Annotated in this window: 25 protein-coding genes and 1 pseudogene; 11 read left to right on the top strand and 15 right to left on the bottom strand. The window is 73.7% G+C overall.

Annotated features, from left to right (window positions below; translation table 11 throughout):
• Positions 1-67: 67 nt before the first annotated feature.
• A complete protein-coding gene (locus tag ACTVAJ_RS02890; RefSeq protein WP_470386436.1) occupies positions 68-784 on the top strand; it encodes a class I SAM-dependent methyltransferase in 717 nt (238 codons plus the stop codon).
• Complete coding sequence (locus ACTVAJ_RS02885) at positions 781-2355, top strand: FAD-dependent oxidoreductase (protein ID WP_470386435.1); 1575 nt, start codon at positions 781-783, stop codon at positions 2353-2355. The genes ACTVAJ_RS02890 and ACTVAJ_RS02885 overlap by 4 nt, the downstream gene beginning before the upstream one ends.
• Here ACTVAJ_RS02885 and ACTVAJ_RS02880 read toward each other — a convergent pair.
• From ACTVAJ_RS02880 to ACTVAJ_RS02865, 4 genes are all read right to left on the bottom strand, one after another.
• Positions 2319-3323, bottom strand: a complete 1005-nt coding sequence (locus tag ACTVAJ_RS02880) for a DUF5914 domain-containing protein (RefSeq protein ID WP_470386434.1) — start codon at positions 3321-3323, stop codon at positions 2319-2321. The genes ACTVAJ_RS02885 and ACTVAJ_RS02880 overlap by 37 nt on opposite strands.
• A gap of 63 nt (positions 3324-3386) precedes the next feature.
• Positions 3387-4328, bottom strand: a complete 942-nt coding sequence (locus ACTVAJ_RS02875; RefSeq protein ID WP_470386596.1) for a phytoene/squalene synthase family protein — start codon at positions 4326-4328, stop codon at positions 3387-3389.
• Complete coding sequence (gene crtI / locus ACTVAJ_RS02870; RefSeq protein WP_470386433.1) at positions 4325-5845, bottom strand: phytoene desaturase family protein; 1521 nt, start codon at positions 5843-5845, stop codon at positions 4325-4327. Before crtI ends, ACTVAJ_RS02875 begins: the two co-directional genes overlap by 4 nt.
• 107 nt (positions 5846-5952) lie before the next feature.
• Positions 5953-7110 carry a polyprenyl synthetase family protein gene (locus ACTVAJ_RS02865; RefSeq protein WP_470386432.1) on the bottom strand — a complete coding sequence of 386 codons (1158 nt, stop codon included), beginning with the start codon at positions 7108-7110 and terminating at the stop codon, positions 5953-5955.
• 358 nt (positions 7111-7468) lie between these two features.
• On the opposite strand from ACTVAJ_RS02865, the gene ACTVAJ_RS02860 reads away from it, so the two are divergent.
• A complete protein-coding gene (locus ACTVAJ_RS02860; RefSeq protein ID WP_470386431.1) occupies positions 7469-8518 on the top strand; it encodes an STM4015 family protein in 1050 nt (349 codons plus the stop codon).
• Positions 8519-8561: 43 nt separating this feature from the next.
• On the opposite strand, the gene ACTVAJ_RS02855 is transcribed toward ACTVAJ_RS02860, so the two are convergent.
• Positions 8562-9326 (bottom strand): enoyl-CoA hydratase/isomerase family protein, encoded by a 765-nt coding sequence (locus ACTVAJ_RS02855; RefSeq protein ID WP_470386430.1) that lies wholly within the window; start codon positions 9324-9326, stop codon positions 8562-8564.
• 194 nt (positions 9327-9520) lie between these two features.
• Between ACTVAJ_RS02855 and ACTVAJ_RS02850 the strand changes: the two genes are divergently transcribed.
• On the top strand, positions 9521-10252 hold the full coding sequence (locus tag ACTVAJ_RS02850) for an SWIM zinc finger family protein (protein WP_470386429.1): 732 nt from the start codon (positions 9521-9523) through the stop codon (positions 10250-10252).
• A gap of 230 nt (positions 10253-10482) precedes the next feature.
• On the opposite strand, the gene ACTVAJ_RS02845 is transcribed toward ACTVAJ_RS02850, so the two are convergent.
• Positions 10483-12567, bottom strand: coding sequence for a hypothetical protein (locus ACTVAJ_RS02845; protein ID WP_470386428.1), 2085 nt, complete (start codon positions 12565-12567; stop codon positions 10483-10485).
• 394 nt (positions 12568-12961) lie between these two features.
• On the opposite strand from ACTVAJ_RS02845, the gene ACTVAJ_RS02840 reads away from it, so the two are divergent.
• Together ACTVAJ_RS02840 and ACTVAJ_RS02835 are read left to right on the top strand one after the other, a co-directional pair.
• The gene (locus ACTVAJ_RS02840) at positions 12962-13600 is read left to right on the top strand and encodes a flavin reductase family protein (RefSeq protein WP_470386427.1); all 639 of its coding nucleotides are present in this window, start codon (positions 12962-12964) and stop codon (positions 13598-13600) included.
• A gap of 67 nt (positions 13601-13667) precedes the next feature.
• A pseudogene (locus ACTVAJ_RS02835) lies at positions 13668-14017 on the top strand (hypothetical protein); the annotation flags it as partial.
• 231 nt (positions 14018-14248) lie between these two features.
• On the opposite strand, the gene ACTVAJ_RS02830 reads toward ACTVAJ_RS02835, so the two are convergent.
• From ACTVAJ_RS02830 to ACTVAJ_RS02810, 5 genes are all read right to left on the bottom strand, one after another.
• Complete coding sequence (locus ACTVAJ_RS02830; RefSeq protein WP_470386426.1) at positions 14249-15220, bottom strand: aldo/keto reductase; 972 nt, start codon at positions 15218-15220, stop codon at positions 14249-14251.
• On the bottom strand, positions 15220-15618 hold the full coding sequence (locus tag ACTVAJ_RS02825) for a MerR family transcriptional regulator (protein WP_470386425.1): 399 nt from the start codon (positions 15616-15618) through the stop codon (positions 15220-15222). Before ACTVAJ_RS02825 ends, ACTVAJ_RS02830 begins: the two co-directional genes overlap by 1 nt.
• Before the next feature lie 71 nt (positions 15619-15689).
• Positions 15690-16370 carry a TetR/AcrR family transcriptional regulator gene (locus ACTVAJ_RS02820; RefSeq protein ID WP_470386424.1) on the bottom strand — a complete coding sequence of 227 codons (681 nt, stop codon included), beginning with the start codon at positions 16368-16370 and terminating at the stop codon, positions 15690-15692.
• A 38-nt stretch (positions 16371-16408) separates the two neighbouring features.
• Entirely contained in the window at positions 16409-17188 is a 780-nt protein-coding gene (locus tag ACTVAJ_RS02815) for a hotdog family protein (RefSeq protein WP_470386423.1), read from the bottom strand.
• A gap of 294 nt (positions 17189-17482) precedes the next feature.
• Positions 17483-18013 (bottom strand): SRPBCC family protein, encoded by a 531-nt coding sequence (locus tag ACTVAJ_RS02810; protein ID WP_470386422.1) that lies wholly within the window; start codon positions 18011-18013, stop codon positions 17483-17485.
• Positions 18014-18078: 65 nt separating this feature from the next.
• On the opposite strand from ACTVAJ_RS02810, the gene ACTVAJ_RS02805 reads away from it, so the two are divergent.
• The 3 genes from ACTVAJ_RS02805 to ACTVAJ_RS02795 all read left to right on the top strand — a co-directional run bounded on the left by ACTVAJ_RS02805 (position 18079) and on the right by ACTVAJ_RS02795 (position 20464).
• Positions 18079-18684: a TetR/AcrR family transcriptional regulator gene (locus tag ACTVAJ_RS02805; protein ID WP_470386421.1), complete on the top strand. Its 606-nt coding sequence runs from the start codon at positions 18079-18081 to the stop codon at positions 18682-18684.
• 224 nt (positions 18685-18908) lie between these two features.
• Entirely contained in the window at positions 18909-19520 is a 612-nt protein-coding gene (locus ACTVAJ_RS02800) for a hypothetical protein (protein WP_470386420.1), read from the top strand.
• A gap of 74 nt (positions 19521-19594) precedes the next feature.
• Positions 19595-20464, top strand: a complete 870-nt coding sequence (locus ACTVAJ_RS02795; RefSeq protein WP_470386419.1) for an alpha/beta fold hydrolase — start codon at positions 19595-19597, stop codon at positions 20462-20464.
• A 47-nt stretch (positions 20465-20511) separates the two neighbouring features.
• On the opposite strand, the gene ACTVAJ_RS02790 is transcribed toward ACTVAJ_RS02795, so the two are convergent.
• Together ACTVAJ_RS02790 and aceA are read right to left on the bottom strand one after the other, a co-directional pair.
• Entirely contained in the window at positions 20512-21339 is an 828-nt protein-coding gene (locus tag ACTVAJ_RS02790) for a CPBP family intramembrane glutamic endopeptidase (protein WP_470386418.1), read from the bottom strand.
• Between the two features lie 176 nt (positions 21340-21515).
• Positions 21516-22814 (bottom strand): isocitrate lyase, encoded by a 1299-nt coding sequence (gene aceA / locus ACTVAJ_RS02785; protein WP_470386417.1) that lies wholly within the window; start codon positions 22812-22814, stop codon positions 21516-21518.
• Positions 22815-23034: 220 nt separating this feature from the next.
• On the opposite strand from aceA, the gene ACTVAJ_RS02780 reads away from it, so the two are divergent.
• Positions 23035-24474: a helix-turn-helix domain-containing protein gene (locus tag ACTVAJ_RS02780; RefSeq protein WP_470386416.1), complete on the top strand. Its 1440-nt coding sequence runs from the start codon at positions 23035-23037 to the stop codon at positions 24472-24474.
• An 82-nt stretch (positions 24475-24556) separates the two neighbouring features.
• Here the strand turns inward: ACTVAJ_RS02780 and ACTVAJ_RS02775 are convergent, their stop codons facing one another.
• Positions 24557-24913 carry an immunity 51 family protein gene (locus tag ACTVAJ_RS02775; protein ID WP_470386415.1) on the bottom strand — a complete coding sequence of 119 codons (357 nt, stop codon included), beginning with the start codon at positions 24911-24913 and terminating at the stop codon, positions 24557-24559.
• A 176-nt stretch (positions 24914-25089) separates the two neighbouring features.
• Between ACTVAJ_RS02775 and ACTVAJ_RS02770 the strand changes: the two genes are divergently transcribed.
• A complete protein-coding gene (locus ACTVAJ_RS02770; protein WP_470386414.1) occupies positions 25090-26319 on the top strand; it encodes an acyl-CoA dehydrogenase family protein in 1230 nt (409 codons plus the stop codon).
• Between the two features lie 111 nt (positions 26320-26430).
• Here ACTVAJ_RS02770 and ACTVAJ_RS02765 read toward each other — a convergent pair whose 3' ends face one another.
• Entirely contained in the window at positions 26431-26991 is a 561-nt protein-coding gene (locus ACTVAJ_RS02765) for a barstar family protein (protein ID WP_470386413.1), read from the bottom strand.

The following is a 26991-nucleotide window of genomic DNA, read 5'->3' as shown; positions in this document are numbered from 1 at the left end:
CATGTCATGGAATCCGACTCCGGTTCGATGCCGTCTCTGGGGGATCATGGCGCGGTCAGTTCTCGGAATGAAGTCCGGTCCGGTCACCGACGAGTTCGATCACGCGGCGGCCTCCTACGACCTGCTCGTCGCGGGCAGTCCGGGGTACCACCGGCACCTGCGCCTGTCGGCGCGGCGGCTGGCGCTCCCGCGGGGCGGCGAGGGCATGCGGGTGCTCGATCTGGGCTGCGGGACCGGGGCCTCGACGGCGGCTCTGGCGCGCCTTTTCCCGCGCGCGCGGATCATCGGTGTGGACGCCTCCGAGGGCATGCTCGCCCGGGCGCGCGCGAAACAATGGAACCAGAATGTCCGGTTTATTCACGCCCGTGTCGAGGAATTGTCCGTCGACCGCCTGGGCGGCCCCTCGGACGCGGTGTTCGCCGCCTATCTGCTGCGCAACTGCCCGGACGCCGACGCCGCCCTGGCGACGATGGGCGGCCTGCTCCGGCCCGGGGGCCGGATGGTCCTGCACGAGTACTCCGTGGCCGACTCACCGGCCGCGCGCCTGGTGTGGTCGCTCGTGTGCTGGGGCGTGATCATCCCGTTCGGGCGCCTGGCCACCGGCCGGTCCGACCTCTACCGCTACCTGTGGCGCAGCGTCCTGGACTTCGACGGCGTGCGGGCGCTGCGTCGGCGCATGGTCCGGGCGGGGCTGGAGAACGTCCGCTCCCTTCCGCTGCCCGGCTGGCAGCGGGGCGTCACGCACACCTTCCTGGGCAGGGTTCGGTCCGGGAGCGGCTCATGACGTGGTCGCCCGCCGACCCCCGGGCCGAGGTGATCGACCCCGCGCCTCCCTCGGGCCCCGGACCCGCCGACACACCGCGGGCGGCGGTCGTGGGCGGGGGCATCGCCGGGCTGGCCGCGGCCACGGCGCTGTCGGAGCGCGGTGTGCGCACCACGGTGTTCGAGCGCGAGCCCGACCTGGGCGGACGCCTGCGGGGGTGGCCGACCGTCCTGGCCGACGGCCGCGCCGCGACGATGAGCCGCGGCTTCCACGCCTTCTTCCGCCAGTACTACAACCTGCGGGCGCTGCTGGCCCGCCTGGACCCCGACCTGGGCATGCTCAGCCCGGTGCCCGACTACCCGCTCGTGCACGCCCGGGGCGGGCGCGACGTGTTCACCGGACTCCCCTCGCGGCCTCCGCTGAACGCGCTCGCGCTGGCGGCGCGCAGCCCCAGTTTTCCGGCGGGCGAGCTGGCCAGGGTGAACATCGCCGCCGCCGTGCAGTTGCTGGACGTGGACGTCCCCGGCGTCTACACGCGGCTGGACGACCGGGACGCGCCCGCGCTGCTGGAGGCGATCCGCTTCCCCCCGCGCGCCCGGCACCTGGCCTTCGAGGTGTTCTCGCGCAGTTTCTTCGCCGACCCCGCCCAGCTGTCGGCGGCCGAACTCGCCGTGATGTTCCACCTGTACTTCCTGGGCTCCAGCGAGGGGCTGCTGTTCGACGTCGCCAACGCGCCCTTCCCCCAGGCGGTCTGGAACCCCTGGTCGGCCTACCTGACCCGGCACGGGGTGGGCGAACGCCTCACGGCGCCGGTGTCCGCCGTCGCCCCGGGAGAGCGGCGCCGCTTCGCCGTGCACACGGCGGGCCGGGCGGCCGAGGAGTTCGACGCCGTCGTCCTGGCCACGGACGTGCCCGGCCTGCGCGACCTGGTCGCCGGGTCCCCGCGGCTGGGCGACCGGGACTGGCGCGGCCGGGCCCTGGCCCTGGCGAGCGCCCCGCCCTTCCTGGTCAGCCGGCTGTGGCTGGACCGGCCCGTCCGCCCGGACCGGCCCGCGTTCCTGGGCACCGCCGGATACCCGACGCTGGACAACGTCAGCGTGCTGGAGCGGTTCGAGGACGAGGCCGCCCGCTGGGCGCGGGCGACCGGGGGGTCGGTGGTGGAGCTGCACGCCTACGCGCTGCCCGCCTCCTGCGACGAACACGTCGAGCGCAAGCGGCTGATCGCGCAGATGCACCGGGTCTTCCCGGAGACCGCGCACGCGACCATCGTCGACCAGCGGCACGAGATGCGCGCGGACTGCGCGCTCTTCCCGCCGGGGGGATACGGGCGCCGGCTGACGCCCGCCACGCCCGACCCCTGGCTGGTCGTGGCGGGCGACCATGTGCGTGTGGACCTGCCCGTGGCCCTGATGGAACGCGCCGCGGCCAGCGGTCTGATGGCCGCCAACGCACTGCTGAGCCGCTGGGGCCTGCCGGGGCACCGGCTCTGGAGCGTGCCCCGGCGGGGGCGGTGGGCGCCGGCGCGGGCGCTGGCCCGCTGGGCGCGCTCGGGGGGTCAGCCGGGCCGGCGTCCGGAGGCGCGCAACGCGTAGCGCCGCTCGGCGTAGGCGACGTCGTCGCGCCACAGGCGCCGGGCCGCGGCGCGCATGAAGGGCCGCACCACCGGGGCCACGCGCGTGGCCAGCCGGAACCCGGCGCGCTCGGAGGAGGCCACGGTCGCCTCGATGATGGCCGTCGAGGGGACGCCGTCGCGCACGCCCAGGGGGGTGGCGTGGGTCTCCACCACGCTCCCCTGCCCCTCGCCCTCGATGATGTGCATGACCACGGTGCGCGGTTCGGGGCACGAGAACGCCGCCCGCACGGGCACCCCCCACCTTCCGGCCACCCTGAACGCCACCTCGGCGACCATCCGGTCGGGGTCGGGGGCGCCCTCCGGCGGAGTCTCGGTGACGCGCAGCCCCACGAAGGAGTAGGGGTGGAACCACGACCCGTGCCACGGGTCGAGCCTGTTGGCCACCACGTCCTCGGGTTCGCAGCGACCGACGAGGCTCTCCACCGCCGTGAGCGCGATCGCCGCGGCGGGGCGTTCGGGCAGCACCGGCCGGGGCAGCGGCTCCTCGCCGCCGACGTCGTCCAGGCGGACCCAGGCCAGGACCCCGTCGTCGTGGCAGGGGTAGGGCCGCCACCCGGGGAAGCCCTCGGGTCCCAGGGCCAGGCCGTGCCAGCGGCACACCAGGCGTCCGGTGTCGACGGCGCCCCGGCACAGCGGAGCCCCCAGGTGCGGGCACGCGCCGGGGGCCGCGTGCAGGTTCCCCTCCCCGTCCCGCCACGCGACGATCTCCGTACCGGCGACCACCCGCCCGAAGGGCCGGTCCGCGCGGACCTCGTCGCTGGCGGCGAACACGTACCAGTTGCCGGAGGGGCGGGCCAGGGCGCGTTTGAGGGCGGCGCCGATCACCGCGGGCGAGGCCTCCCGCCAGGTGGGCGTCTGTCGGCTCCAGCGTGTGGCGGGCAGGCGGCGCAGGGGAGACCACCCGGGTCCGGGAACGGGCTGCGGCATAGCTGACTTCCTCGGTGTCGTCGGAACGGATGAGGACGGACGGGGACGGGACGTGTCGCGCGCTCAGGCGCCGAGGGCGCGTGCCATCAGGGCCCTGCCCAGTGCGGGCACCGCGACACGCGCCCGCTGGGTGCCGGGGACCCGGTGCCGCCGGGACCACACGTCGTAGTCGGCCTCCTCGATCCGGTCGAGGATGCCGCGGTACAGGTGCAGGGCGGTCTCGACGCACGGGCGCGCGACCGGGGAGAGCATGGCGCACCCCGGCTCGGCCTCGCGGTAGACGGCGCGGTTGAGGTCGACCAGCTCGGCCAGGGCCTTGCGCACCCGGCCGTCCTGGGTGCGGCGGCGCCGGCAGTGCCGGAGGAGCTCGCGGTCGACGCCGTGCCGGGCCAGGACGTCGGCGGGCAGGTAGACCCGGTCCCGGTCGAGGTCCTCGGCGACGTCGCGCAGGAAGTTGGTCAGCTGGAAGGCGGTGCCCAGCGCCGCGGCGTGCGGTTCCGCCTCGGACCGGGGGACGACGGTGCCCAGGACGGGGAGCACCTGCAGGCCGATCACGGCGGCCGAGCCGTACATGTAGCCGCTGAGTGCGGCGTGGTCGGCGTAGTCGGTGACGGTCAGGTCGGCGCGCATCGAGCCCATGAACGCGGTGAAGTACTCCTTGGGGATCGCGTACCGGCGCGCGGTGTCGGCCAGGGACCGCACCTGCGGGGCGCGGGCCCGGCCTCCGGCCATGGCCGCGTCCAGTTCGCGCTCGACGCCGTCGAGGAGCGCGGCGGTCCGCTCGGGCGTCTGCCCCGGGGCGGGTTCGTCGACGATGTCGTCCACCCATCGGGCGAAGCCGTACAGGGCGTGCACGGCCGGTCTGCGCGCGGGCGGAAGCACCCGCGTGGCCAGGTAGTAGGTGCGTCCGTGCCGGGCGTGCAGCGCGCGGCTGGCGGCGTAGTCCCGGCGCAGCGCGGATCCGGTGATGCCCGCCGCGTCGAGTTCGGAGTCGGTGCCCATCAGCGCCTCCCCGTGGCCACGGCCGCCGGGCCCGCGATCCGGGCCGCGGCGAGTTTGCCGGAGACCAGGGCGGTGGGCAGGCCGACGCCCGGGGTGGTGCCGCATCCGGCCAGGACCGCGTTGCCCGTGCCCGCGACGAGGTTGCGCGGCCGGAACGGCCCCGTCTGGGCGAAGGTGTGCGAGACGGCGAACGGGGTGCCGAAGGCCATCCCCTGGCGCGACCAGTCCAGCGGGGTGGTCAGCCGCTCGGTCACGACCGCGGAGCCGAACCCGTCCATCCCCCGCTTCTCCAGGGTCTGGACGAGGCTGTCGCGGTAGCCGTCGGCCTCGCGCTCCCAGTCGATCCGGCCGGTGCGCAGGTTGGGGCACGGCGCCAGGACGTAGTACAGCTGGTGTCCGGGGGGCGCCAGAGCGGGGTCGGTGGCCGTGGGGCGGGTGATGAGCAGGGAGGGGTCGCTCATGGTGGTTCCCCGTCGGCAGATCTCGTCGAAGGTGCGCTCCCACGCGGCGCCGAAGGAGATGGTGTGGTGGTGGTCCCCCTCCCACGCGCGGTCGACCCCGGCGTGCAGGACCACGGCCGAGGGTGAGAAGCGCAGCGGCACCGGCCGCCAGGGGGTGCGTCCCAGCAGCCGGTAGGCCATCGGCAGGTCCGGGGTGAGCACCACCGCGTCGCAGTCGAACCGGGCGCCGTCACGGGTGCGGACCGCGGTGACCCGGTCGCCGCGGCGCTCCAGGTGCCCTACCTCCCGCCCGTAGTGGACGGTGCCTCCGGCGTCGGTCACGGCGGCGGCGAGCGCGTCGCCCAGCGCACGCATCCCGCCCCTGGGGAAGTACACGCCCGCCACCGTGTCCATGTAGGCGATCACCGCGTAGGCGGCCAGCGCCTGCTGGGGGGTCACACCGGCGTAGAGGGCCTGGAAGGAGAAGATCCGGCGCAGCCGCTCGTCGGCGACGAAGCGCCCGATCGTCGGTCCGAGGCGCCCGAACCCGCCCATGGCGGCCAGCCGGGCGAGTTCCGGGGTGAGCAGGCGCAGCGGCGAGTCGTAGTTGGCGTCGATGAACGTGCGCATCTGGAGCCGGTAGAGGCGGGTCAGCCAGTCGCGCAGGCGCAGGTAGCCCCGGGCGTCGCGGCCGCCGGCCTTGTCGTTGATCTCCTCGGCCATGGCCTCGGGGTCGGTGTGCACGTCGATGGCGGAGCCGTCGGCGAACCGGGCGCGGTAGGCCGGGTCGAGCCTGACCAGGTCCAGTCGGCGGCTGAGGGAGTCGCCCACCGCGGACAGGGCCTCGTCGATCAGGTCGGGCATGGTCAGCACGGTGGGTCCGGTGTCCATGAGGAAGCCGTCGGCGTCGTCCCGGCCCGCGCGGCCTCCCGGGTGCTCGTCGCGTTCGACGACCGTGACGGACCGGCCGGCGCCCAACAGGTACAGGGCGGCGGCCAGGCCGGACACCCCGGCCCCCACGACGACGACGTGGTCGGTGGGTCCTGTGACAGTGCGCGGTGCGCCTGCGTGCGGTTTCACGGGCTCTCTTCTCCGTCGGTCGGTGGTGGGGGCACGGATCCCGCGCGGCGGCTCGCACCCTTCGCCGGGTGGGCCGCCGACCTGTTCCCAGGGGGACGCGGGTCCGTTCAGTTCAGGCGGTTGGTCGCCTCGGCGGCTCTGCGCCGCAGTTCCTCGCGCGCTCGGGCCGTGATCGGCGCGTCCGCCACGGCGCGTGTTCCCTCATCGACGAGGTCGTGCAGCCGTCGTTCCACGTCCTGCCTGGCTCCGAGGTCGATCAGCAGGTCGGCGACGGCGGCCACGTCCGCGTCGGTGAGGCCGGGGTCCCCGATCGCCGAGGTCAGGGTCCGGACCGCGTCGGGACCGCCGATCTCGCGGGCCCGACGCAGGCCCACGGCCGCGAGCAGGGTGCGTTTGCCCTGGCGCAGGTCGCCGCCGACCGCCTTGCCCGTGCGTTCGGGGTCGCCGTACAGGTCCAGCAGGTCGTCGCGCAGCTGGTAGGCGGAGCCGATCGCCGCGCCGTACCGGCGCAGGCCCGCGACGGCCGCCTCGGTCGCCCCGGCGATCTCCGCCCCGAGGTGCAGGGGGCGCGCGACGCTGTAGGAGGCCGTCTTGAGCAGGTTGACCCGCGTGGGGGTGGTCTCGGTCTCGTCCGCGCTGGCCTGGGAGCGCAGGTCCAGGAACTGGCCGACCACCATCTCGGCGTGCATGGAGCGCCAGTGGGGCCGGGCCCGCTCCCGAGCGTCGGGCATGCCCGCCAGTGCCTCGGTGAACATGTCCTCGGCCCAGACCAGTGCGAGGTCGGCGGCGAGCAGGGCGGCGCTGTCCCCGTAGCGCCGGGGGTCGCCCGACCAGCCCGCGCGGCGGTGGTCGTCGGCGAAGTCCACGTGCAGGGCGGGCCTTCCCCGGCGTGCGGGTGACTGGTCCATGACGTCGTCCTGGAACAGGGCGAACGCCTGCACGAGCTCCAGCGCCGAGGCGGCACGCAGCGCGGCGGTCGCCTCGGGGCCGTCGTCCGCGCCGCCCCCGGCACGCCATCCCCACCAGGAGAAGACCGGCCGGGTCCGTTTGCCTCCGTCGAGCACGAACCCGGCCAGGCGGCGCAGGACCTCGTCGGCGAAGTCCGCGTCCAGCTGCTCGACGTCGCGGCCCCGCGTGGCGAGGAAGTCCGCCAGGTGCCGGGTGATCGCCTCGTGCAGGAGACCGTCGGCGTGTGCCGCGCGGGCGGGCGGTCCGGGGTGTTCGCGGGCGTCGAGCTCCCGTGCCGTCGTTCGCGGCGTCGTCATGCCATCCTCCTGGGCCGTCGGGTGACGCGCGCTGACCGGTCTTCCCACAATGCGAAGTAACTCTATTTCCGTGCTTCTCGTTTTTCAAGGTTTATTCGGGTACAGAACGTGCCCCGCCGGTGACTCTGACGGCGTGGTGGGGGTGCGGAGCTGATACGAGGGTACGAGCGACGCGCTTCCGTTTCACGCTGCGCGTATCCGTCGGCGAGTCTCCCTCAGCGGCTGTGGTGGCGCCCCCTCCGAAGCAGCGGCGACCGGGCCGCCCGCCGGGTTCGGGCGGGGTGGCACCGCACCCCGGTGTCGTCGGCCGATGGTACGCAGGAGCCTGCCTCCGTCTCCCCCACCAGGAAGTACGCACGTGCCCAACAACGAGCACCTCACCCGGTTCGCGGGTTCACCCGTCATCGAGTTCACCGGCCCAGACACCTTTGACAGCCGGGCCCGCGGAGCCCGGGGGCCGGAACCGGACGGAGCACTGTCGCGCGCGATCGACGAGCCCGGGGCGTTCGCCTGGCGGTTGCGCATGGAACCGGACGGGCCCCTGCCCGACATCGGGGCGCGGACGGAACCGTTCGAGGAGCTGGACGCCTACCTGGACCGGTTCACCCGGACGGTGGACACCCGGACGATCACCGCCCTGATCGTGGGAAAGTTCCCGTTCGTCCCCCCCTTCGATCCCACCGGGTCGGACGCGCTCCGCGACCGGCTCGTCGCGCTCGCGCCGTCTCTGCCCGGCCTGCGCGCGCTCTTCTTCGGTGAGATCCTCCGGGAGGAGTGCGAGGTCTCCTGGATCCGGCACGGTGACCTGGGTCCCCTGCTCGCCGCCCACCCCCGGCTGACCGAGTTCACCGTGCGCGGGAGCGGCGGCCTCCGACTCGACATCGGCGAGCACCGGTCGCTGCGACGGCTCACCGTCCAGAGCAGCGGGATCACCCCCGAGGTCGTCGAGAGCATCGCCGCCTGCTCACTGCCCGGACTCCGACACCTGGAGCTGTGGCCGGGGGTGGCGGAGGACGGGGCGGCCGCCCCCGGGGACTGCGGTGCCCTGCTGTCGGGCACGGCCTTTCCCGGCCTGCCCCACCTGGGGCTGCGCAACGCGGAGTTCACCGACGACTGGGTCCGGGCGCTGGCGGAGGCACCCGTCACGCCCACCCTGCGCACCCTCGACCTCTCCCTGGGCGCCCTCACCGACGAGGGCGCCCGGGTGCTCCTGGACGCCCCGGCCTTCCGGTCGCTCGAACGGCTCGACCTGCACCACCACTACATGTCCGAGGACATGACCGCGCGGGTAGGCGAGGCGTTCACCGCGGCCGGGGTCGGCGTCGACGTCTCGGACCGGCGGGAACCGGACCGGGAGGGGTACGCGGACGACGAGGACCCCTGGCTGTATCCGGCCGTCGCCGAGTGAGCCGACCGCCCTGGACGGGGGCCGCCCCGGACGGTTCGGGCCGTCAGCGGCCGGTGAACACGGGTGTGGCGCGGGCCAGGGAGGCGGTGACCCCGGCCTCGTGGTCCTTGGTGTCCATCAGGCGGGTCTGCTCGACGATCTCGCGGTCCAGGGCGGCGGGCAGCGCGGCCAGCAGGTCCGCCCGCATGGTCGCCTTCATCGAACGCACCGCGAGCGGAGCCCGGGTGGCGATCAGACGGGCCCGTTCCAGGGCCCCCTCCCGGACCTGGCCGTCCCCGACCAGGTGGTCGGCCAGACCGATCGCGTGCGCCTCCTCGCCGGGGACCCGGCGGGCGGTGTAGAGCATCTCGGCCGCCTTCTGCGCGCCCACGATCCGGGGCAGGGAGACGCTCAGCCCGAACCCCTGGTGCAGGCCGAGCAGCCCGAAGTTGGCGTGGAAACGCGTGGCGGGCGAAGCCACCCGGAAGTCCGCGGCGCAGGCCAGACCGAGCCCGCCGCCCACCGCGGCGCCCTGGACCGCGGCCACCACCGGCACCGGCAGCGAGTACAGGCGCAGCCCCTGCCCGTAGATGGCGCTGAGCGTGTGCACCGGGCTCCGGCCGACCCCGTCACCGGCGAAGTCCACCCCGGCACAGAAGTTCTTGCCCTCCGAGCACCAGACCAGGGCGCGGCACCCGTCGGCGGCCAACTCCTCCGAGGCGTCGGCGAGCTCGGTGAGCACGTCGAGGGAGAAGTGGTTGTGGGGCGGGCGGTGGATCTCCAGCACGCCGACGTGACCGTCGACGCGCACGGACAGCTCCTCCGACATGGGAGCCTCTTTCCTTCGGTGCGGAGCGGGACGAACGGCACCGAGGTTATCGGGACGCCGCGCCGGAACGGCGGCCGGGTGAGGCGGAGTCGGGAGGGTCATCGGGGTTCCGGTACCGGAGGCGGGCGCGGACGGTGTGGACGGTCCGCCCGAAAACGCGCCGACGGTGTGCCCGCGGCGTGTTGGATGGCCTCATGCGCGACTTCTCGAAGAACAGCCTCCTCGAACTGGCCGGGCAGACATCCTACGAGCGCGGCACCGACTACGTCTCCCGCGTCCGTGGGCTGACCGTCGACGGTGCGACCGTGCGCGGCACGGTCACCGGAACCTCCGTCTACCGAGTGGAACTGACCCCCGGGAGGAACGGCCTGGACTGGGACTGCACCTGCCCGTGGGCGGCGGACGGCAACTTCTGCAAGCACTGCGTGGCCGTGGGTCTGGTCCACCTGTTCAACCTCGAACACGGTCTGCCGACCCCCGAGGCGCCCGACCCGCGGTCCTATCTCCGCTCGCGCAACCGCGACGAACTCCTGGCGCTGCTCCTGGAGGCGGTCGACACGTTTCCCGGGCTGCGCCGCCGGGTGGAACTGCGCGCCGCGGCGTCGGGGGCGGGAACGGGGGACGTCGACACCCTCCGGGCGCTGATCGAGGACACCCTGCGCGTCGGGGAGTCCGAGTACATGGAGTACGACCGGGTGCGGGCGTACGCGGTCGCGGCCCACGGGGTGGCCGACGAGCTGGCCGAGCTCCTCGAACGAGGGCTGTCCGCGCAGGTGGCGGAGCTGAGCCGACACGCGATCGCGCTCCTGGAGGAACAGGTTGACATGATCGACGACTCCGCCGGACACGTGGACGGGGCCGTGCACCGGTTCGACGGGATCCACGCCGAAGCGTGCTCGGCGGCGGGTCGGGGCCCCGGACTCTGACCGAGCGCGGAGCCTCCCGGTGTCGGTGCGGCTCCGGTGGGCCGGGGGTGGAGTCCGATACCGGTGGAGGCCTGTATCCGCGTGGATCGGCCGGATCGTGAGCCGTGGAGTGCGTGATCCGCGTTCGGCGACGGCGGACCAACGGCCGCCCCGGGTGGAAGGGAACGCGCCGTGCTCGCGGTTCGCGTGCCGCTCTCCGGAGATGTCGCGCGTCCGGACCGCCGCGGGTCTCAGCCGAACGGAAGCGCTCCCCAGACGAGGGCGAGGAGGTCGGTGACGCCCGTTCCCGAACGCGCGCCCGCCTCAAGACCGAGGAGGAGGACGACCGCCACCAGGAGCACCACCGCCCACGCTCGCCGCCGCGCGGGAGGCTCGGTCGGGGCGGAGGGCTCCTCCTGGGTGTCCAGCCAGGGCCGGTCCAGGCGGGCGACCTCCCGGCGCAGGTCCTGGACCTCGGTGTGGTAGCGGTCGCGTTCGTCCAGGACGCGCTGGAGTTCGGCGCGTTCGGCCCGGATGGCGGCGCGGGCGTCGAGCACGTCCCGCCGCGCGCCCTCGGGACCGCGGCGGGAGTGCCACCGTTCCAGGCGGGCCAGGGGGATGTCGGCGTAGTGGGTCGGCCAGTTGTCGTCGGGGCTCTCGTCGCCGCCGATCTCGTCCGGGACGAGGGCGGTCTCGGTGGAGTAGTCGGGTTCGGGGGCCAGGTCCAGAGGCGGTGCGTCCTCGGGGGAACGGGGGTCGGGGGTGGCTGGTGGCGGGGCGGAGGATTCGTGGGGTTCTGGTTCCGGGCGGGGTTCGCGTTCGGCGAGCGGCCACAGGGGCGGTGGTTGGGGCTGGTCGGAGTCCTCGGTCTCCGGCGCCTCCACCTCGGGCAGGTCCGGCAGGTCGTCGGGCTCGGCGGGGGCCTCGGGGCCGGTGAGACAGCCGGGTTCGATGAGGTCGTCGGGCGCGGGGGGTGTGTCGGGACTCGGTGGGGCGGTGGGCTCCAGAAAGCCGCCGGGTTGCGTGAGGTCGTCAGGCTCGGCGGGGGCGTCGAGCCCGGGCAGTTCGGTGGGCTCCGGGAGGTCGGCGGAGTCCGGCGGGTTCGCGGGTTCCGGCGGCTCCGGCGGCTCCGGCGGCTCGACGGTGTCGAGGTCGGCCGGGGGTTCGTACTCGGGGGGCAGCCACTCCGGCTCGGGGACGTCGTCGAGGTCCGGCAGGTCGGTCGCGGTAGGGACGTCGTCGACGGTGGCGCTCTCCCCGGGCGGTCCGACCGTCGCCCCGAACCCGTCCGCCGGTCCCGGCCGCACCGCCGCCCGCGGCGCGTCGTGTCCCGGAGCCTCCTCGACCGCCGGTACCGGCGCCTCACCCGGTCCCGCGTGCAGGACCCGGGCGCGCGGGTCGAGCCAGTCGCAGAGCAGGGCGCGGCGGTCGGCGAAGGTCGGCGCCTCGGGCACACCGCGCTCGCGCAGGTGGTCGGCGAGCACGTCGCCGCCCTCGTCCCGCAGGAGCGCGACCAGCGACTCGGCCACCGCGAGGTGGTCGGGGGCGGGCGGGTGGAGGAAGGTCGTCCGGGTGTCGGCCATGGGCGGGCCGAACGCCAGGTGCTGGCCGTCGGGGGTGCCCAGCACGGGGTCGTAGGTGGAGAAGGACCAGCGCCACCCGGCGGCGGGGATGGCCCGGGGCGGGGTGAGGACGTCGCGCAGGATGCGGTGGACACCCCACAGGAAGCGGAGTTGGACCGCCTGCCACAGGTCGGCCCGCTCGGGGTCCAGGCCGACGTGGATCGGCAGGTCGGGGCGGGCCAGGGCGGCGGCCACGGCGCCGACGAGGACGGGTTCGCCCGCGACGGCGGTCTCCGCGGCGCGGCGGTCGCGGGTGCGCACGGCTCCGGGGGCGGCGGTGCGCTCCCAGGGGTCGGGGGCGGACAGCGCGTCGACGGCCGCCCATCCGGGGCCGGGCGGCCGGGTGGGCGAGGGCCGGGTGTGCGGGTTCTCGTGGAGCGAGAGCACCCGCGGGAACGTGAGCCCGCGCGCCGGTCCCACGATCGCCCAGGCGTGCGCGTCGCGGACCTCGCCGGGCCAGCGGTAGACGAGGGCCGCCCGCCCGTCGGGGTAGGCGCGCGCCCAGAGGGTCTCGGGGTAGTCGGCGGGGTCGGTACCGGGGAGGGCGGAGCGGTAGTCGGCGGTGAGCGCCGGGAGGAGCCGGTCGCGCCAGGAACGCAGGGCGGGTTGGTCCTCCTCCGTGAGGGAGGTGGCGGCCGGTCCCGGACCGACCCGACCGAGGAGGGTCGGTTCGGCCCAGGCGAAGTGGATCTGGTGGTAGGTGTCGTCGGGCAACTCGCCCCTCCCACGGGTCGGCGGACCGCGGCGGCGCGGCCCCGCCCGCCACCACAAGGAAGGTATCCGGTCACCCCACGGTGAAAACACCGCGTTGACACCCATGGGATGAATTGCGAGGTTTGCCCTGTTTTCGGCTTCCCGGAGCGCGCCCCGAGGGGTCGCCGTCCGGACACCGGCCGGGCCGGGGCACGGCGAAGGCCCGGAGCGGGGCCGTCCAGGGGCGCGTCCCGGTCATCAACACCGGGCCTGTCAACGGACGCTCGCTCCACTCGTCCCGAACGCGATGTCGTATTACCGCCAGCGTCGGCGCCTGGCTCACGAGAGAGTCAGCAACGGTTCGTGTTCCTGATCGCGGACCTGTCCGTCTGGCACTCCACGAAAGGCACCGCGCATGCACGTCGTCCCCGGACTCAAGGTCCTGTACTTCGGAACTCCGGTGGTGCTGATCAGCTCACTCAACGAGGACGGCACGGCGAACCTCGCACCGATGTCCTCGGTGTGGTGGCTGGGTCAGTCCTGCATGCTCGGTCTCGGCAACAGCGCCCAGACCACCGCGAACCTACGTCGGGAAGGCGAGTGCGTGCTCAACCTGCCCTCGTCGGCGATGGTCGATGCCGTCGACCGGATCGCGCTCACCACCGGAACGCCGGCCGTGTCGGACCGCAAGGTGGAGCAGGGCTACCGGTACGACCCGGACAAGTTCTCGACCGCGCGGCTGACCGAGCAGGCATCGGACCTGGTCCGGGCCCCCAGGGTTGCCGAATGCCCGGTCCAGCTGGAGTGCCGGGTAGTCTCGGCCCGTCCGTTCGGCGGCCCCGAACCGCACGCCACCGCCTTCGAGGTCGAGGTCCTTCGCGCGCATGTCGAGGAGAAGCTGGTCATCCCGGGGACGCACTACGTGGACCCGCTCGGATGGGACCCGCTGATCATGAAGTTCTGCGAGTTCTTCGGCGGAGGACACAACGTCCACCCCTCGCGACTCGCCGAGGGCTGGAACATGCCGCACCAACTCCAGTCGACGACCACCTGAGCAGCCACGGGGCCGGTCCGAGGCCGAGCCGGTCGGGAAGAATCGGCCGCGGACGCGTGCGGCAGCGGTGGACCAGCGGTTCCGGGCGTTCGACCCGCATCCGGTTCCGCTGCCGCCGCCGTCGCTGGACGACTGGCTGCCCGGGGCACACCTCACCCGGTTCGCCGCGGACCTGGCCCACGAGGTGCTCGACCTTGGACCGGTCCCGGCCGACGACACCGAGCGGCGGGGCTGCCCGCCGCACCCGACCACCGCGGGAAAAGCCTCGCCAGAGTGCGGGCCGCCCGCGCCCAGACCGAGGCCGAAGCCGCCGACAGGGCCCGCCGCCACGCCCAAGACAAGGAGCGACGGCGCCAGGCACGTGCGGGCGGCAGCAACGAGCGGGCCGTCACCGCCGCCGACTCCTCCTGTGCGGCGACGAGGGCGGCCGAGGAGAGCGGAGCCTGCCCGCCGCCTGCCATCACCTCCGTCAGATCTTCCGGCACGCTGGGACAGCAGGGATCGCCGCCCTGACGGGCTGACCGGCTGGGCCTCCCCGGACACACCGCGGGCGGCCCCACCGGAGTCCCGCAGACCCCGACAGGGCCGCCTCGACCGATCCGCCGGCCGCAGGAAGCCGAGCCGCCTGCCCGTCACCGACCCAGGCTCCTAGTTCGCGTCGGCGAGGCGCTGCCACTGCTCCTTCGTGAGTGTCAGGTCGGTGGCCTCGACCGCCTCGTCGAGCTGGGCCGCGGTGCTCACGCCGACCAGCGGCACGACCGCGGGGTCGCTGTCCATGAGCCAGGCGAGGACGACCTGGTTGCGGGTGGCACCGGTCTGGGCGGCCACCTCGTCGAGCGCGGCCAGGCGGGCGGCCGTCCCGGGGTGGTCGTAGGCGCGTTCCAGCTCCTTGTCCGGCCTCGTGTAGGCGCCCCACAGCAGCGACGTGTAGGCCACGACCGTGTACTCCCGGCCCTCAGCCGCCTCGGCGCGGACGAAGTCCAGCAGCTCGGGGGTGACGTGTACGTGGGCCGCGGAGTCCAGCGGCATGTCCAGGCGGGGCTGGAGGTAGCTGTACCGGTACTGGAGCAGCCGGGGGCGCGGCCAGGCGTGGGCCCCGGCGACGGCGCGGGCGCGCTCCAGGCGCCAGGTGCGGTGGTTGCTCAGGCCCACCTCGCCGACCGAGCCCTGCCCGACGAGCTCGGCGAAGGCGCCCAGGGTCTCCTCCAGCGGCACCGAGCGGTCCTCGATGTGGGCGTACAGGGCGTCGATCCGGTCCACACCGAGGCGTTCCCGGCTGCGTTCGGCGGCCCGCGCGACGACCCCGGCGGACAGCCCCTCCGCCGTCTCCAGGCCGGTACCGGGCACGGTCGGCATCGCGCCGAGCTTGGTCGCGACGAACACCTCGTCGGTGATGCCGCGTTCACGGCGCCAGCGGCCGAGGAAGGTCTCGCTCTCGTGTCCCTCGAAGCCCTCGACCCAGAACTGGTAGTTGTCGGCGGTGTCGACGAACGTCCCGCCCGCCTCGACGAAGCGGTCCAGCAGCGCCGAGGCGGTGGCGTCGTCGGTCTGGCTGCCGAACTTCATCGCGCCCAGGCACAGGGCGCTGACGCGGCGGTCGCCGATGGTGGTGTAGCGCATCAGGAGGTCTCCTCGACCGGTCGGGGGGCGTTGTCGGCGAGCACGCCGACGTAGTAGTCGATCTTGTGCTGGATGGCGGCCTGGTTGGCGCGGAGTTCGGCGATGCGCTGGTCCAGCCGGTCCTGGTGCCGCTGGAGGACGTCCAGCCGGTCGTGGACGGTGTGGTCCCCGGCCTGGACGAGTTCGGCGAACTCGCGCAGACGGGCGATGGGCATGTCGGTGTCGCGCAGGCAGCGGATGAGGCCGAGGAGTTCGACGTCGTCGGCGCGGTAGCGCCGGTGACCGCTGGGGGCGCGGTCGACCCGGCGCAGCAGGCCCTCCCGTTCGTAGTAGCGGAGGGTGTCGAGTGTGAGGTCGAACCGTTCGGCGACCTCACCGGGCGTGTAGTAGTCCCTCATGGGAAAGAGCATGAGGCCTGGAGTGCACTCCAGGTCAAGCGGAATCCGCGCGCGGATTCCCGGCGCGGGGGTCAGCCGCCGCGGATCGCGCCGACGACGGCCTGGGTGAGGTCCTCGATGATCTCGTCCTCGCTGACCTCGGGGTGCTCCAGCCACCACTCCCCCGCCGCCTGGACCATGCCGACGACGGCGTGCGCGACGATCTGGGCGTGCGGCCGACCGGTGACGCGCCCCTCGCTGGCGAGCTGCTCGGCGAGTTCCTCCCCCAGGCGGCGGACCATGAGCCCCAGGTCACCGCGGGTGCGCGGGTCCTCGGAGGTGGCCCGGTCCATCAGGAACCGGTAGAGGTTGAGGTTCTGCGAGATCATCGACAGGTAGGCGCCGACCGTGGCGCGGGCGCGGACCTCCAGCTCGGTGTGCTCGTGCAGCTCGGCGCGGATGCGCTCGATGAGCGGGTCGACGTGGCGCTGGGCCAGGGCCCGGTAGAGGCCGCCCTTGTCGCCGAAGTGCCGGTACAGGATCGGTTTGCTGATCCCCGCCTCCGCCGCGATGGCGAGCATGGGGGCGTCGGGTCCGTCGCGTTGGATCACCCGGTCGGCGGCGTCCAGGATGGTGCGGCGCCGTTCGGGGTCGCGCCCGCCCCGGCCGCGCCCGCCGCGTCCGGGCGTGGGGTTGGGAGCCTCCGGCACGGGTGTGCCGGAGGTGTCGTTGCCGTCGGTCGGGGCCGTCCGCCGTGTGTAGTCGATCGCCACAAGGGTTCACCGTAGCGCCTCGGCGGGTGCACCGCTGCTCAGGGGCGGATCGCGATCCAGGTCGCGTGGGCCTCGGCGAGGAGGTCGCCGTCGGAGTCATAGATCGCGCTGCCGGTGTGCGTCTTGCGGCCGTCGACGGACTCCAGGTGGCCCATCACCACGTACGTGTGCCCCGCACGGGGCGCGCGGTCGACGCGGGCGGTGAGGCGGCCGAGGACGCTGGGGCGGCCGACGACGTCGCTGGACCAGCCGCCGGGGCAGTCGAGCGCGGCCCAGGTCTGGGGCAGGGTGACGGCTCCGGTGTCGTCGCCGAGGTCGGCGTGCGGGGTCCAGGTGCAGGCGACGGTGTTGCCCCGGCCGTCGGGGCCGGTGGCCGGGCGCACGGATCCGGCGAACAGGCGCAGGCCGTCGCCCTCGGGGCGGGCGGGACCGCAGCTGTAGCAGTGCGGGAAGGGGTGTTCGACCAGGCCGGGGTAGCGGTTCTCGGCGTCCTTGGCCTCGGCGGGGGTCACCGGGCCGCCGGGGACGGCGGGGCGGTCGGGGAGCTGGGCGGTCTGGGCCTCGGCCACCAGGTGCGCCCGGTCGGTGTGCTCGGGGTCGGTGAGGCGCAGGCCGGTGTCGGGGTCCCCCTCCACCGTGAGCGGGCGGTCCAGGGGCGGCGGTGTGCGCAGCGTGACCGTGACCGCGGGCCCGCCCTCGGCGGTCAGACGGGCGGCGAGCAGTCCCGAGGTGTAGCCGCCGTTGCCCGACCCGTCGGGGCCGTTGAACCTCGCGGGGATGGTGAGGGTGGGGGCGCCGTTGCCCGGAGTGTCGTTCATACCGCCAGCGTAGGGGAGGCACCTGGCCGGGTTCGTGCCGACCGGTCGGTCGGGGCCGGTCGGGGGTCCCCCGGCGCCGTGGTCCGCGACCGCCCGCGCCCCACCACCGGTCCCGCTTTCCGTCCGCATGCCGGAGGACGCCGGGGCGTTCTCGTCGAAGGGCGCGAGGGCGGCGGCCGGGTCCTCGGCGCGTTTCACGGCGGCCGGCGGTGAGACGTGCGCGGTTTCCTCCGATGCCGGTGCGCCCGGTGTGCCGACGCACATGGTGGTGCGCGCCGGGGTCGGCGCACCGGCCTATCCGACCGACGCGACCGGTGCGGCTCTCTCCGGGGCGGAGGGGAGCCGGGTGAGGATCCGGCGCGACAGGCGGACGTAGGGGCTCCACCGGGCCGGGGCTCGGACCCCTCCGGTGATGGCGTGCTCGGCGCGGTCGAGGCAGTCCTCCAGCAGTGCGTCGTGCAGCCGGCGGAAGACGAGGGGCCAGGTGAGGCGGGCGGCACCGCGAGGACGCATGGCGAGCAGGTGGCTCAGGACCGCCCCTCCGGAGCCGTCGGGGCGGACGGTGAACTCGTGGAAGCCGTCGAACCCGCGCGGGGCCAGGAAGCGCAGGCGCACCAGGCGCCCCGGAACGTACTCCTGCACCGTGTAGCGGACGGGCCCGTGGCCGCCCACCGCCCCGGGCGCGAGCGGCCCGTCCAGGAGCATCGCGGGCCAGTCGCGGTGCGGCCAGAGGGGGTCGTCCGGTGACGAGAGCCGGTCGAGGAGGGCTCCCACCCGTTCGGGCCTGGCCGGGAGGCGGCGTTCGTGGAGGTTGTAGACACCCATGTCCACTCCTTGCGCGTTGTTTTAGAGAGTGCTCTCTAAAACAGAGTAGGGCATAGGCTCCCACCATGGGAAGGCCCGCACGTTTCACGACCGACGACCTGGTCTCGGCCGCCGTCGGCCTGGCCGCCGGGGGCGGACCGGCCGCGGTGACGATGGCGGCGGTCGCGCGCGCCGCCGGAGCGCCCAGCGGTTCGCTCTACCACCGGTTCCCCCACCGGCCCGCGCTGCTGGCCGCCGTGTGGCTGCACGCCCTGGAGTCCTTCCAGGCCGGCTGCCGCACCGCGCTGTCCGCGCCCCGCCCCCTGGCGGCCGCGGTGGGCACCGCCCGGTACGTGCTGGAGTGGAGCGCGGCCCACCCGGACCTGGCCCGGATCCTGCTGCACCGGTCCGCGGACTTCGACGAGACCGCGTGGCCGGAGGCCGACCGCGCGCGCCTGGGTTCGGCCAACGCCGAGGTCGGGGGGCTCCTGGCCGCGGTGGCACGCGGTCTGCGCGAGCCCGGCGAGTCGCAGGAGCGCGCCCTGGACCGGGTCGTCCTGGCCGTGGTGGAGCTGCCCCTGGCGCTGGTCCGTCGCCACCTGACGGGCGGCCGGGGCGTTCCCGCGGACGCCCCGGGGCTGGCCGCCGACGCGGCGGAGCGCCTCCTGGCCCCGCGCCCGTCCCCCGTCTGATCCGACGGACGGGGGCGGAACCGGGACCGCGGCCGAGCCGCCCCAACGCGACCAGGCGTGCCGACCGCGCCCGGACGCCCCTCTCCCCGGCGGCCTGGCGGCGCCCCCGCCCGGCCGCCGCCGGTACGGGGTACGGCTACCCTCGTGCGCGACCATGCCGTGGTCGCGGGGCCTCCCGCCGGGACCCGACGCGACGCGGCGGCACGAACCCGGGAGCCCCGTCCATGCACGAGACCGCCGACACCCGCCGGTGGGCCGACACGGCCGCCCGGATCGTCTCCGAGGCGCTGGCGCCCGCGATCATCGTCACGGCGGTCGTCGCGGCCGTCGCCTGGGACTCCACCGACACGGCCGGCCAGGCGGTGGCGTGGTCGGCGGTCTGCGTCCTGTTCTGCGCGGTGGTCCCCATGGGCTTCGTGCTCGGCGGCGTGCGCACCGGCCGGTGGGAGGACCACCACGTCGCGGACCGGGCGCGCCGCAGGTGGCCCCTGGTCGTGGGTGCGGTGTCCGTGGGGGTCGGAACCGTCCTGGTCCTCGCCCTCGGCGGCCCGACCGACCTGGTCGTGCTGGGGGCGACCATGGGGGCGGTGCTCGCGGTCGTGTGGGTGATCACGGACCGGTGGTCCTGGAAGGTGTCGGTGCACGCCCTGGCGGCGGCGGTCGGAGCGGCCGCGGCCACCGCCCTGGGCGGATGGGCGGGGGCACTGGCCGCCTGGCCGCTCGCGCTCCTGGTCGGCTGGTCACGGGTGCGGCTGCGTGCGCACACGCCCGGTCAGGTCGGGATCGGAGCCCTGCTGGGCGCCGCGGCCATGGCCACGTTCCTCCTGCTGCGCTGAACCCCGGGCACCGGCCCGGCACACACCGCGAAAATCACCTGACAATACAGACAAAGTCCATGAAAATACCCCACATGGATGCTTACGTCACCGCCCCCGAGCGGCTCGGAGAGACCGTACTGACCGACGGCCGCACGCTGGCCTGGGCCGAGTGGGGGCCGCGGGACGGTGTCCCCGTCCTGCTCGTCCCCGGGGCCGCCACGAGTCGGCGGCTGGGGATCGGCGCGGGCGCGGCCGAAGCGCTCGGCGTCCGCCTGGTCAGCGTCGACCGCCCGGGACTGGGCGCGTCATCGCCCTCGCCGGGGCGCACCTTCGCGGACTTCGCCGACGACATCGCCGACCTCGCCCGGCGCCGCGGACTGGGACGCCCGCCGGTCGTCGGCAACTCCCAGGGGGCGCCGTTCGCCCTGGCCTGCACCGTCACCGGTGCCACGGGAGCGGCGGCACTGGTGTCGGCGGCCGACGAGGTGGCCCACCCCGCCTTCGCCGAGGCCCTCCCCGCGGACCTGCGCGCCCTGGTCGGACGCGTCGACGCCGACCCGGAGGGCGCGGAGGCGTTCCTCCGCGGCCTCGGCCCCCAGGCGATGTGGTCGATGGTCGCGGGCGGCGCACCGGAGAGCGACCTGGCGGTCTACCGCTCCCCCGCCTTCGAGGCGGCCTACCTGGCAGCCCTGGAGGAGGGGTTCGCCCGGGGCGGGGACGGCTACGCCCGCGACACCGCGCTGGCGATGGGGCGCTGGCCCTTCGACCTCGGGTCGGTGACCGCGCCGGTCGACCTCTGGTACGGCGCCGAGGACACCGTCCACTCACCGGACCGGGGCGCCACGCTCGCCTCCCGCATCCCGGGTGCCGGGCGGCACGTGGTCCCCGGGATCGGCGGCGCGGTGCTGTGGACGGACGCCGAGCGGATCCTGTCCGTCCTGCTGGGGCGGGCCGGCGCCTGAGCGGGGGCTGGGCGCCCCGCCCGGGGCGCCCGCGGCCCCCTGGCGGTTCAGACGGGGAGCCAGTCCAGTCGGCCGATGAGGTACACCGAGCCGACGAAGGCGACGACGTCGATGACCGTGTGCGCGACCACCAGCGGCATCACCCGCCCGTAGCGGTGGTAGAACCAGCCGAAGACCAGGCCCATCACCAGGTTCCCGAAGAACATCCCCACACCCTGGTACAGGTGGTAGAAGGCGCGCAGGACCGAGCTGACCAGGACCGCGCGCCAGGGCGACCAGCCCAGCTGGCCCAGCCGGTGCAGCAGGTACCCGACCACGATCACCTCCTCCAGCACGCCGTTCTTGGCGGCCTGGAGCACCAGGACGGGGGTGTCCCACCAGTTGCCGTCCAGGGTGCTGGGGTCGATCGTGACCGTCAGCCCGAGGCGCCAGGACACCACGTACACCGCCAGGCCGCCGGTCCCGATGAGCGCGGCGAGCAGGGCGCCGCGCACCAGGTCGGAGCCGGGGCGGCGCACATCGAAGCCGATGGTGCGGGTGTTCTCCCCGGTGCGGTGCAGCAGGTGCACGACGAGCAGGACGGGCACGAACGCGAACGCCACCGCGTAGAGCTGCCAGGTCAGGTCCAGCCAGGGGCGCTGGTCGGCGCGGGGCCGCACCAGGGTCGCGGTCTGCTCGGCCAGGGACTCCGGAGCGGTCAGCGCGCCGAGGAAGTGGATGGTCGCCGACACCGCGGCCGCGCCGAGTGAGAGCGCCAGGACCACCGCGATCTCCCAGCGCAGCAGGCGCGGGGAGGGGAGCGCGGCGTCGGCGGTGGCGGCCGTGCGGGTGTGGCTCGGGGCCGGTGCGGCCCCGTCACGGGTCTCGTCAGTCACGGTTCGACTCTAGGAGGCCCGCCGGGGGTACCGGACGACGGCCGGACACGGAAGGGGCCGTTGGCCATGCGCGTGTGACACGGACCGCGCATGGCCAACGGCCAGGGGGACGGTCGTCCCGCCCCGCCCCAGCCACGAAAGCGGGGAGGGACGACCGTCAGGGAACGAAGACCTACTCAGTGAGCCGCTGAGAACTGGTCTTCCTCGGTGGAGCCGGTGAGAGCCGTGGTGCTGGCCTCGGGGGAGATGGTCGTGCTGATCGCGTCGAAGTACCCGGTGCCGACCTCGCGCTGGTGGCGGGTGGCGGTGTAGCCCTGGGCCTCGGCCGCGAACTCGGCCTCCTGCAGCTCGACGTAGGAGGTCATGCCGTTCTGGGCGTAGCCCTTGGCCAGGTTGAACATCGAGTAGTTCAGCGAGTGGAAGCCGGCCAGGGTGATGAACTGGAACTTGTAGCCCATGTGGCCCAGCTCGCGCTGGAACTTGGCGATGGTCGCGTCGTCCAGGTGGCGCTTCCAGTTGAAGGACGGCGAGCAGTTGTAGGCGAGCATCTGGTCCGGGTACTCGGCCTTGATGCGCTCGGCGAACTGGCGGGCGACCTCAAGGTCGGGGGTCGCGGTCTCCATCCACAGCAGGTCGGAGTGCGGGGCGTAGGCCAGACCGCGGGCCACGCAGGCCTCGACACCGTTGCGGAAGCGGTAGAAGCCCTCGGCGGTGCGCTCGCCCGTGATGAAGGGCTGGTCGCGCTCGTCGATGTCGCTGGTGATCAGGGTCGCGGCCTGGGCGTCGGTCCGCGCGATGACCAGGGACGGGACACCGGCGACGTCAGCGGCCAGGCGGGCGGAGTTCAGCGTCTTGACGTGCTGGCCGGTCGGGATGAGGACCTTGCCGCCCAGGTGACCGCACTTCTTCTCGGAGGCGAGCTGGTCCTCCCAGTGGACGCCCGACGCACCGGAGGCGATCATGCCCTTCATCAGCTCGTAGGCGTTGAGGACGCCGCCGAAGCCGGCCTCGGCGTCGGCCACGATCGGTGCGAGCCACTCGGGGGCGGTGTCGTCACCCTCGGCCCAGGTGATCTGGTCGGCGCGCAGGAGCGCGTTGTTGATCCGACGGACCACGGCCGGGACGGAGTTGGCCGGGTAGAGGCTCTGGTCCGGGTAGGTGCTGCCGGAGAGGTTGGCGTCGGCCGCGACCTGCCAGCCGGACAGGTAGATGGCCTTCAGGCCGGCGCGGACCTGCTGGACCGCCTGGTTGCCGGTGAGGGCGCCGAGGCTGTTGACGTAGTCCTCGGTGTGCAGCAGGTCCCAGAGGCGCTCGGCGCCGCGGCGGGCCAGGGTGTGCTCCTCCTGGACGGAACCGCGGAGCTTGACCACGTCGTCGGCGGAGTAGGTGCGCTCGATACCGGCCCACCGGGGGTTGGTCTCCCAGTCGCGCTGGAGTTCGGCGCTGGCTTCCTGTCGTCGAGCGCTGGTGCCCATGTTCGATCCCGCCTTACGTGTAGTCCCCAAGGTCTTCGCACCGGTCGAGGGAGTCCGATCCAGGGCCGCCGGGGGTGAGCCCTGGGCGGTAAGTTCCCCGCCGGTAACTATGATTCTTGAGCAAGATCCACAGGTTTTCCACTCGAAACCGTGCGAAGAAGCTTGATTCTTTCCGTACTATGAACGCATGGCGTACTTTGGTGCTGAAGAAATACCGTCTTTGACAGGTGACCTAGATCTCGTCACGTTCGGCCAGCGACTCCGTCATCTGCGCCGCGCGCGTGGAATGACCCTCTCTGACCTGGGAGAACGTGTCGGCCGCGCCCCCTCGCAGCTGTCCCTGCTGGAGAACGGCAAACGCGAGCCCAAGCTCTCCCTTCTCACGTCCTTGGCCTCCGCCCTCAACGTCTCGGTCGAGGAACTTCTGTCCAGGCAGCCGCCGAGCCGCCGCGCGCAGCTGGAGATCGCGGTCGAGGAGGCCCAGCGCGACTCCCTCTACCAGCAGCTCAACCTCCCCCACCTGAAGGTCGGCAAGCGGGTCCCCAACGACGTGCTCGAACACATCGTGGGCCTGTACGACGAACTCAAGCGGCGCAGCGCCAAGCCGACCGCCACCCCCGAGGAGGCCCGCCGGGCCAACGCCGACCTGCGGCGCCAGATGCGCGAGCGCGGCAACTACTTCGAGCAGATCGAGAAGGCGGCGGCCGAGACCCTGGCCGCCGTCAACTACAGCGCGGGCGCCCTCTCCCAGGGCCAGATCCTGGCGATCGCCACCCACCACGGCTTCACCCTCCGGTACGTGCAGGACCTGCCCCGGTCGGTGCGCTCCCTGACCGACCACGTCAACCGGCGCATCTACCTCAAGCGCGAGACCTCGCTCGGCATGCACAGCCCCCGGACGATCCTGCTCCAGACCCTGGGCCACGTGATCCTGGGCCACCAGCAGCCCAAGGACTTCGGCGACTTCCTGCGCCAGCGCGTGGAGGCCAACTACTTCGCGGCCGCCGTCCTCATCCCCGAGTCCACCGCCGTCACCTACCTCCAGGAGGCCAAGCAGGCCCGCGACCTGTCGGTGGAGGACCTGCGCGACGTCTACTCCGTCTCCTACGAGATGGCCGCGCACCGGTTCACCAACCTCGCCCACCGGCACCTGGACCTGGTCTGCCACTTCATCCGCAACGACGAGACCGGCATCATCTACAAGGCCTACGAGAACGACGGCCTGGTCTTCCCCACCGACGACACCGGGGCGATCGAGGGCCAGCGCATGTGCCGCCAGTGGTCGGGGCGGCAGGTCTTCGCCTCGCCGGACCGGTACTCGATCTACTACCAGTACACCGACAAGCCCAACGGGACGCACTGGTGCGTGGCGCACGTCGACCCCAGCCGGGAGCGCAACTTCGCGATCACCCTGGGCGTGCCCTACAAGGAGTCGCGCTGGTTCCGCGGTCGCGAGACCACCAACCGCACCCAGTCCAACTGCCCGTCGGGGGAGTGCTGCGTCCGGCCGCCCGCCGACCTGACCGCCCGCTGGGAGGGCAACGTGTGGCCGTCGGCCCGAGCCCACTCCCACGTGCTGTCCGCCCTCCCCTCGGGGACCTTCCCCGGCGTGGACGAGCACGACGTCTACACCTTCCTGGAGAAGCACGGCAGGGACTGACCCGCACACGCGTGGGGCCGGTGCGCGTTCGATGCGCACCGGCCCCACGCGTGTGCGGGCGGCGGCCGTGGCCGCCGCCGGTTCAGTCGAACCAGTCCGGGTCGCCCGCCGCGACGAACTCCGCGAGCACCGCACGGTCGTGCAACGCCTCGTGGAGCAGGGCGCCGAGTCGGCGCAGGGCCTCCTCGTCCCCGCCGAAGGCGACGAACATCCCCGCCTCCGGGTCGTAGCCGAAGCGCCCCTCCAGGTCCGGCGCGCGCATGCGCACGGCGGACCTGGCCACGCCGGTCCACGCGTAGCCGCCGGCGTCGTAGCCGTGCTCCTCCAGGACGTCGCGCGTGTCCAGCATGGCGGTGTCGGTCAGCAGGAGGCAGTGGTTCCCCGGGTCGTGGTCGTACTCGAAGAACAGCAACGGGGCCAAAGCGGTGCGGTCGGTCATGGCCCGACCCTAGGGCGCGGCTCCGACACTTCGGCCCCCTCCGTCCGCGGCTGTTCCGGCCGGGAGGGGTCCGTGGCCCGAGGCCGGTGATTGTGCCCGCCCAGACTCCCTGTTACCGTTGGTAACACCTAACGGTCGACCCTCCCCCGGGAGGGACCACAGAAGGATGTAAGCGCATGAGTGAGGCCACCGCGCCCGCCTTCAGCCTGGAACTGAGCGAGGACGTTCGCGACGTCCGGGACTGGGCACACGGGTTCGCCGCCGACGTCATCCGCCCCGCCGCCGCCGAGTGGGACGAGCGGGAGGAGACGCCCTGGCCGATCATCCAGGAGGCCGCCAAGATCGGCCTGTACTCCCTCGACTTCTTCGCGAACCAGTGGCTGGAACCGAGCGGCCTGGGAATCCCGGTCGCCTTCGAGGAGCTGTACTGGGGCGACCCGGGCATCGCCCTGGCCATCACCGGCACTGGTCTGGCCGCGGTGTCCGTGGCCGCCAACGGCACCCAGGAGCAGCTCCTGGAGTGGACCCCGCAGATGTTCGGTACGGCCGACGACGTCAAGCTCGCCGCGTTCTGCTCCTCCGAGCCCGACGCGGGCAGCGACGTGTCGGCGATCCGCACCCGGGCCGTCTACGACCAGGCCAAGGACGAGTGGGTGCTCAACGGGACCAAGACGTGGGCCACCAACGGCGGCATCGCCGACGTCCACGTCGTCGTCGCCTCGGTGGAGCCGGAGTTCGGCTCACGCGGACAGGCGACGTTCGTCGTGCCGCCGGGCACGCCGGGCCTGAGCCAGGGGCAGAAGTTCGCCAAGCACGGCATCCGCGCCTCGCACACCGCCGAGGTCGTGCTCGACGACGTGCGGATCCCGGGGGCGTGCCTGCTGGGCGGCAAGGAGAAGCTCGACGAGCGGATCGCGCGCGCCCGCGAGGGCAGGCGCTCCAAGGGCCAGGCCGCGATGAAGACCTTCGAGGCCTCGCGCCCGACCGTCGGGGCGATGGCGGTCGGCTGCGCCCGGGCCGCCTACGAGTACGCGCTGGAGTACTCGACGCAGCGCGAGCAGTTCGGACGGCCGATCGGCGACAACCAGGGGGTGGCCTTCACCCTCGCCGAGATGGCCACCCGCATCGACGCCGCGCGCCTGCTGGTCTGGCGGGCCGCGTGGATGGCCCGCAACGGCAAGGACTTCGACAGCGCGCAGGGCTCCATGAGCAAGCTCTACGCCAGTGAGACGGCCACGTTCGTGACCCAGAACGCCGTGCGCATCCTCGGCGGCAACGGGTACACCCGCGACTACCCGGTGGAGCGGTGGCACCGGGACGCCACGATCTTCACCATCTTCGAGGGGGCGAGTGAGATCCAGAAGCTGATCATCGGCCGTACCATCACCGGCCTGCCGATCCGCTGACGTCCTCGCGGTTCGGAGCGGGTCGACCGGACGCGCGTTCGCGATCCCGCGAGGGCGGTGTGCGGCGGGTGAACCCGTGGGACCCACCAGGTTCCACCCGCCGCCTCCCCCTCACTCCTGGCACACCAGACGGAGCGATGGCCTGAGGTCGGACTCGGCCGCGTACCACTCCAGCGGCTCCCGCAGGGCCCGCGCGTCGTCCGGGAGGACGCGCACCAGGTGCGACCAGCCGGTGAGGCGGACGGGTCCCGGCAGCCGCACCAGTCCGGTGACCGCGCCCCGGAACGCGCCCCAGTTGTGTCCGTACATGTCCGGGAAACCCAGCTCCCGCCCCAGCAGGCGGTGGAGCCCGCGTGCCGAGGACACGTCGTGCAGGGCGATGGCCACGTCGAGGCTCTCCGGCGAGTCGTTCGGGGTGAGGACCGGCGAGCCCCACGCGCGCAGCAGCGCGTCCCGTAGGCGGGAGAGGCCCGCCGCGGCCCCGGGGCGGGCCTCCACCAGCCCGTCCCAACCGACGACGTGCACGACCTCGTGCACGGGTCCGGCGTCGAGGACGGCCCGCTCCAGGGTGGGCCAGTCGCCCCGCGCCGACCGCGCAACCCGCAGGGCGTGTCCGAGGACGCGGCGGACGCGTCGCGGGCGCGGGGGCCGCCCGGACGCACCGAACACCAC

The sequence above is a fragment of the Nocardiopsis sp. KDC1DS13DA1 genome (assembly GCF_055632325.1).
This window is presented reverse-complemented; position numbering and strand designations above follow the sequence as displayed.

Coding starts and splice junctions, on each gene's coding strand:
- ACTVAJ_RS02840 (WP_470386427.1), top strand. CDS start 12,962: ATGCACGTCGTCCCCGGACTCAAGGTCCTGTACTTCGGAACTCCGGTG.
- ACTVAJ_RS02850 (WP_470386429.1), top strand. CDS start 9,521: ATGCGCGACTTCTCGAAGAACAGCCTCCTCGAACTGGCCGGGCAGACA.
- ACTVAJ_RS02880 (WP_470386434.1), bottom strand. CDS start 3,323: ATGCCGCAGCCCGTTCCCGGACCCGGGTGGTCTCCCCTGCGCCGCCTG.
- ACTVAJ_RS02775 (WP_470386415.1), bottom strand. CDS start 24,913: ATGACCGACCGCACCGCTTTGGCCCCGTTGCTGTTCTTCGAGTACGAC.
- ACTVAJ_RS02810 (WP_470386422.1), bottom strand. CDS start 18,013: ATGGGTGTCTACAACCTCCACGAACGCCGCCTCCCGGCCAGGCCCGAA.
- ACTVAJ_RS02795 (WP_470386419.1), top strand. CDS start 19,595: ATGGATGCTTACGTCACCGCCCCCGAGCGGCTCGGAGAGACCGTACTG.
- ACTVAJ_RS02825 (WP_470386425.1), bottom strand. CDS start 15,618: ATGAGGGACTACTACACGCCCGGTGAGGTCGCCGAACGGTTCGACCTC.
- ACTVAJ_RS02815 (WP_470386423.1), bottom strand. CDS start 17,188: ATGAACGACACTCCGGGCAACGGCGCCCCCACCCTCACCATCCCCGCG.
- ACTVAJ_RS02885 (WP_470386435.1), top strand. CDS start 781: ATGACGTGGTCGCCCGCCGACCCCCGGGCCGAGGTGATCGACCCCGCG.
- ACTVAJ_RS02805 (WP_470386421.1), top strand. CDS start 18,079: ATGGGAAGGCCCGCACGTTTCACGACCGACGACCTGGTCTCGGCCGCC.
- ACTVAJ_RS02890 (WP_470386436.1), top strand. CDS start 68: ATGAAGTCCGGTCCGGTCACCGACGAGTTCGATCACGCGGCGGCCTCC.
- ACTVAJ_RS02770 (WP_470386414.1), top strand. CDS start 25,090: ATGAGTGAGGCCACCGCGCCCGCCTTCAGCCTGGAACTGAGCGAGGAC.
- ACTVAJ_RS02800 (WP_470386420.1), top strand. CDS start 18,909: ATGCACGAGACCGCCGACACCCGCCGGTGGGCCGACACGGCCGCCCGG.
- ACTVAJ_RS02830 (WP_470386426.1), bottom strand. CDS start 15,220: ATGCGCTACACCACCATCGGCGACCGCCGCGTCAGCGCCCTGTGCCTG.
- aceA (WP_470386417.1), bottom strand. CDS start 22,814: ATGGGCACCAGCGCTCGACGACAGGAAGCCAGCGCCGAACTCCAGCGC.
- ACTVAJ_RS02865 (WP_470386432.1), bottom strand. CDS start 7,110: ATGACGACGCCGCGAACGACGGCACGGGAGCTCGACGCCCGCGAACAC.
- ACTVAJ_RS02855 (WP_470386430.1), bottom strand. CDS start 9,326: ATGTCGGAGGAGCTGTCCGTGCGCGTCGACGGTCACGTCGGCGTGCTG.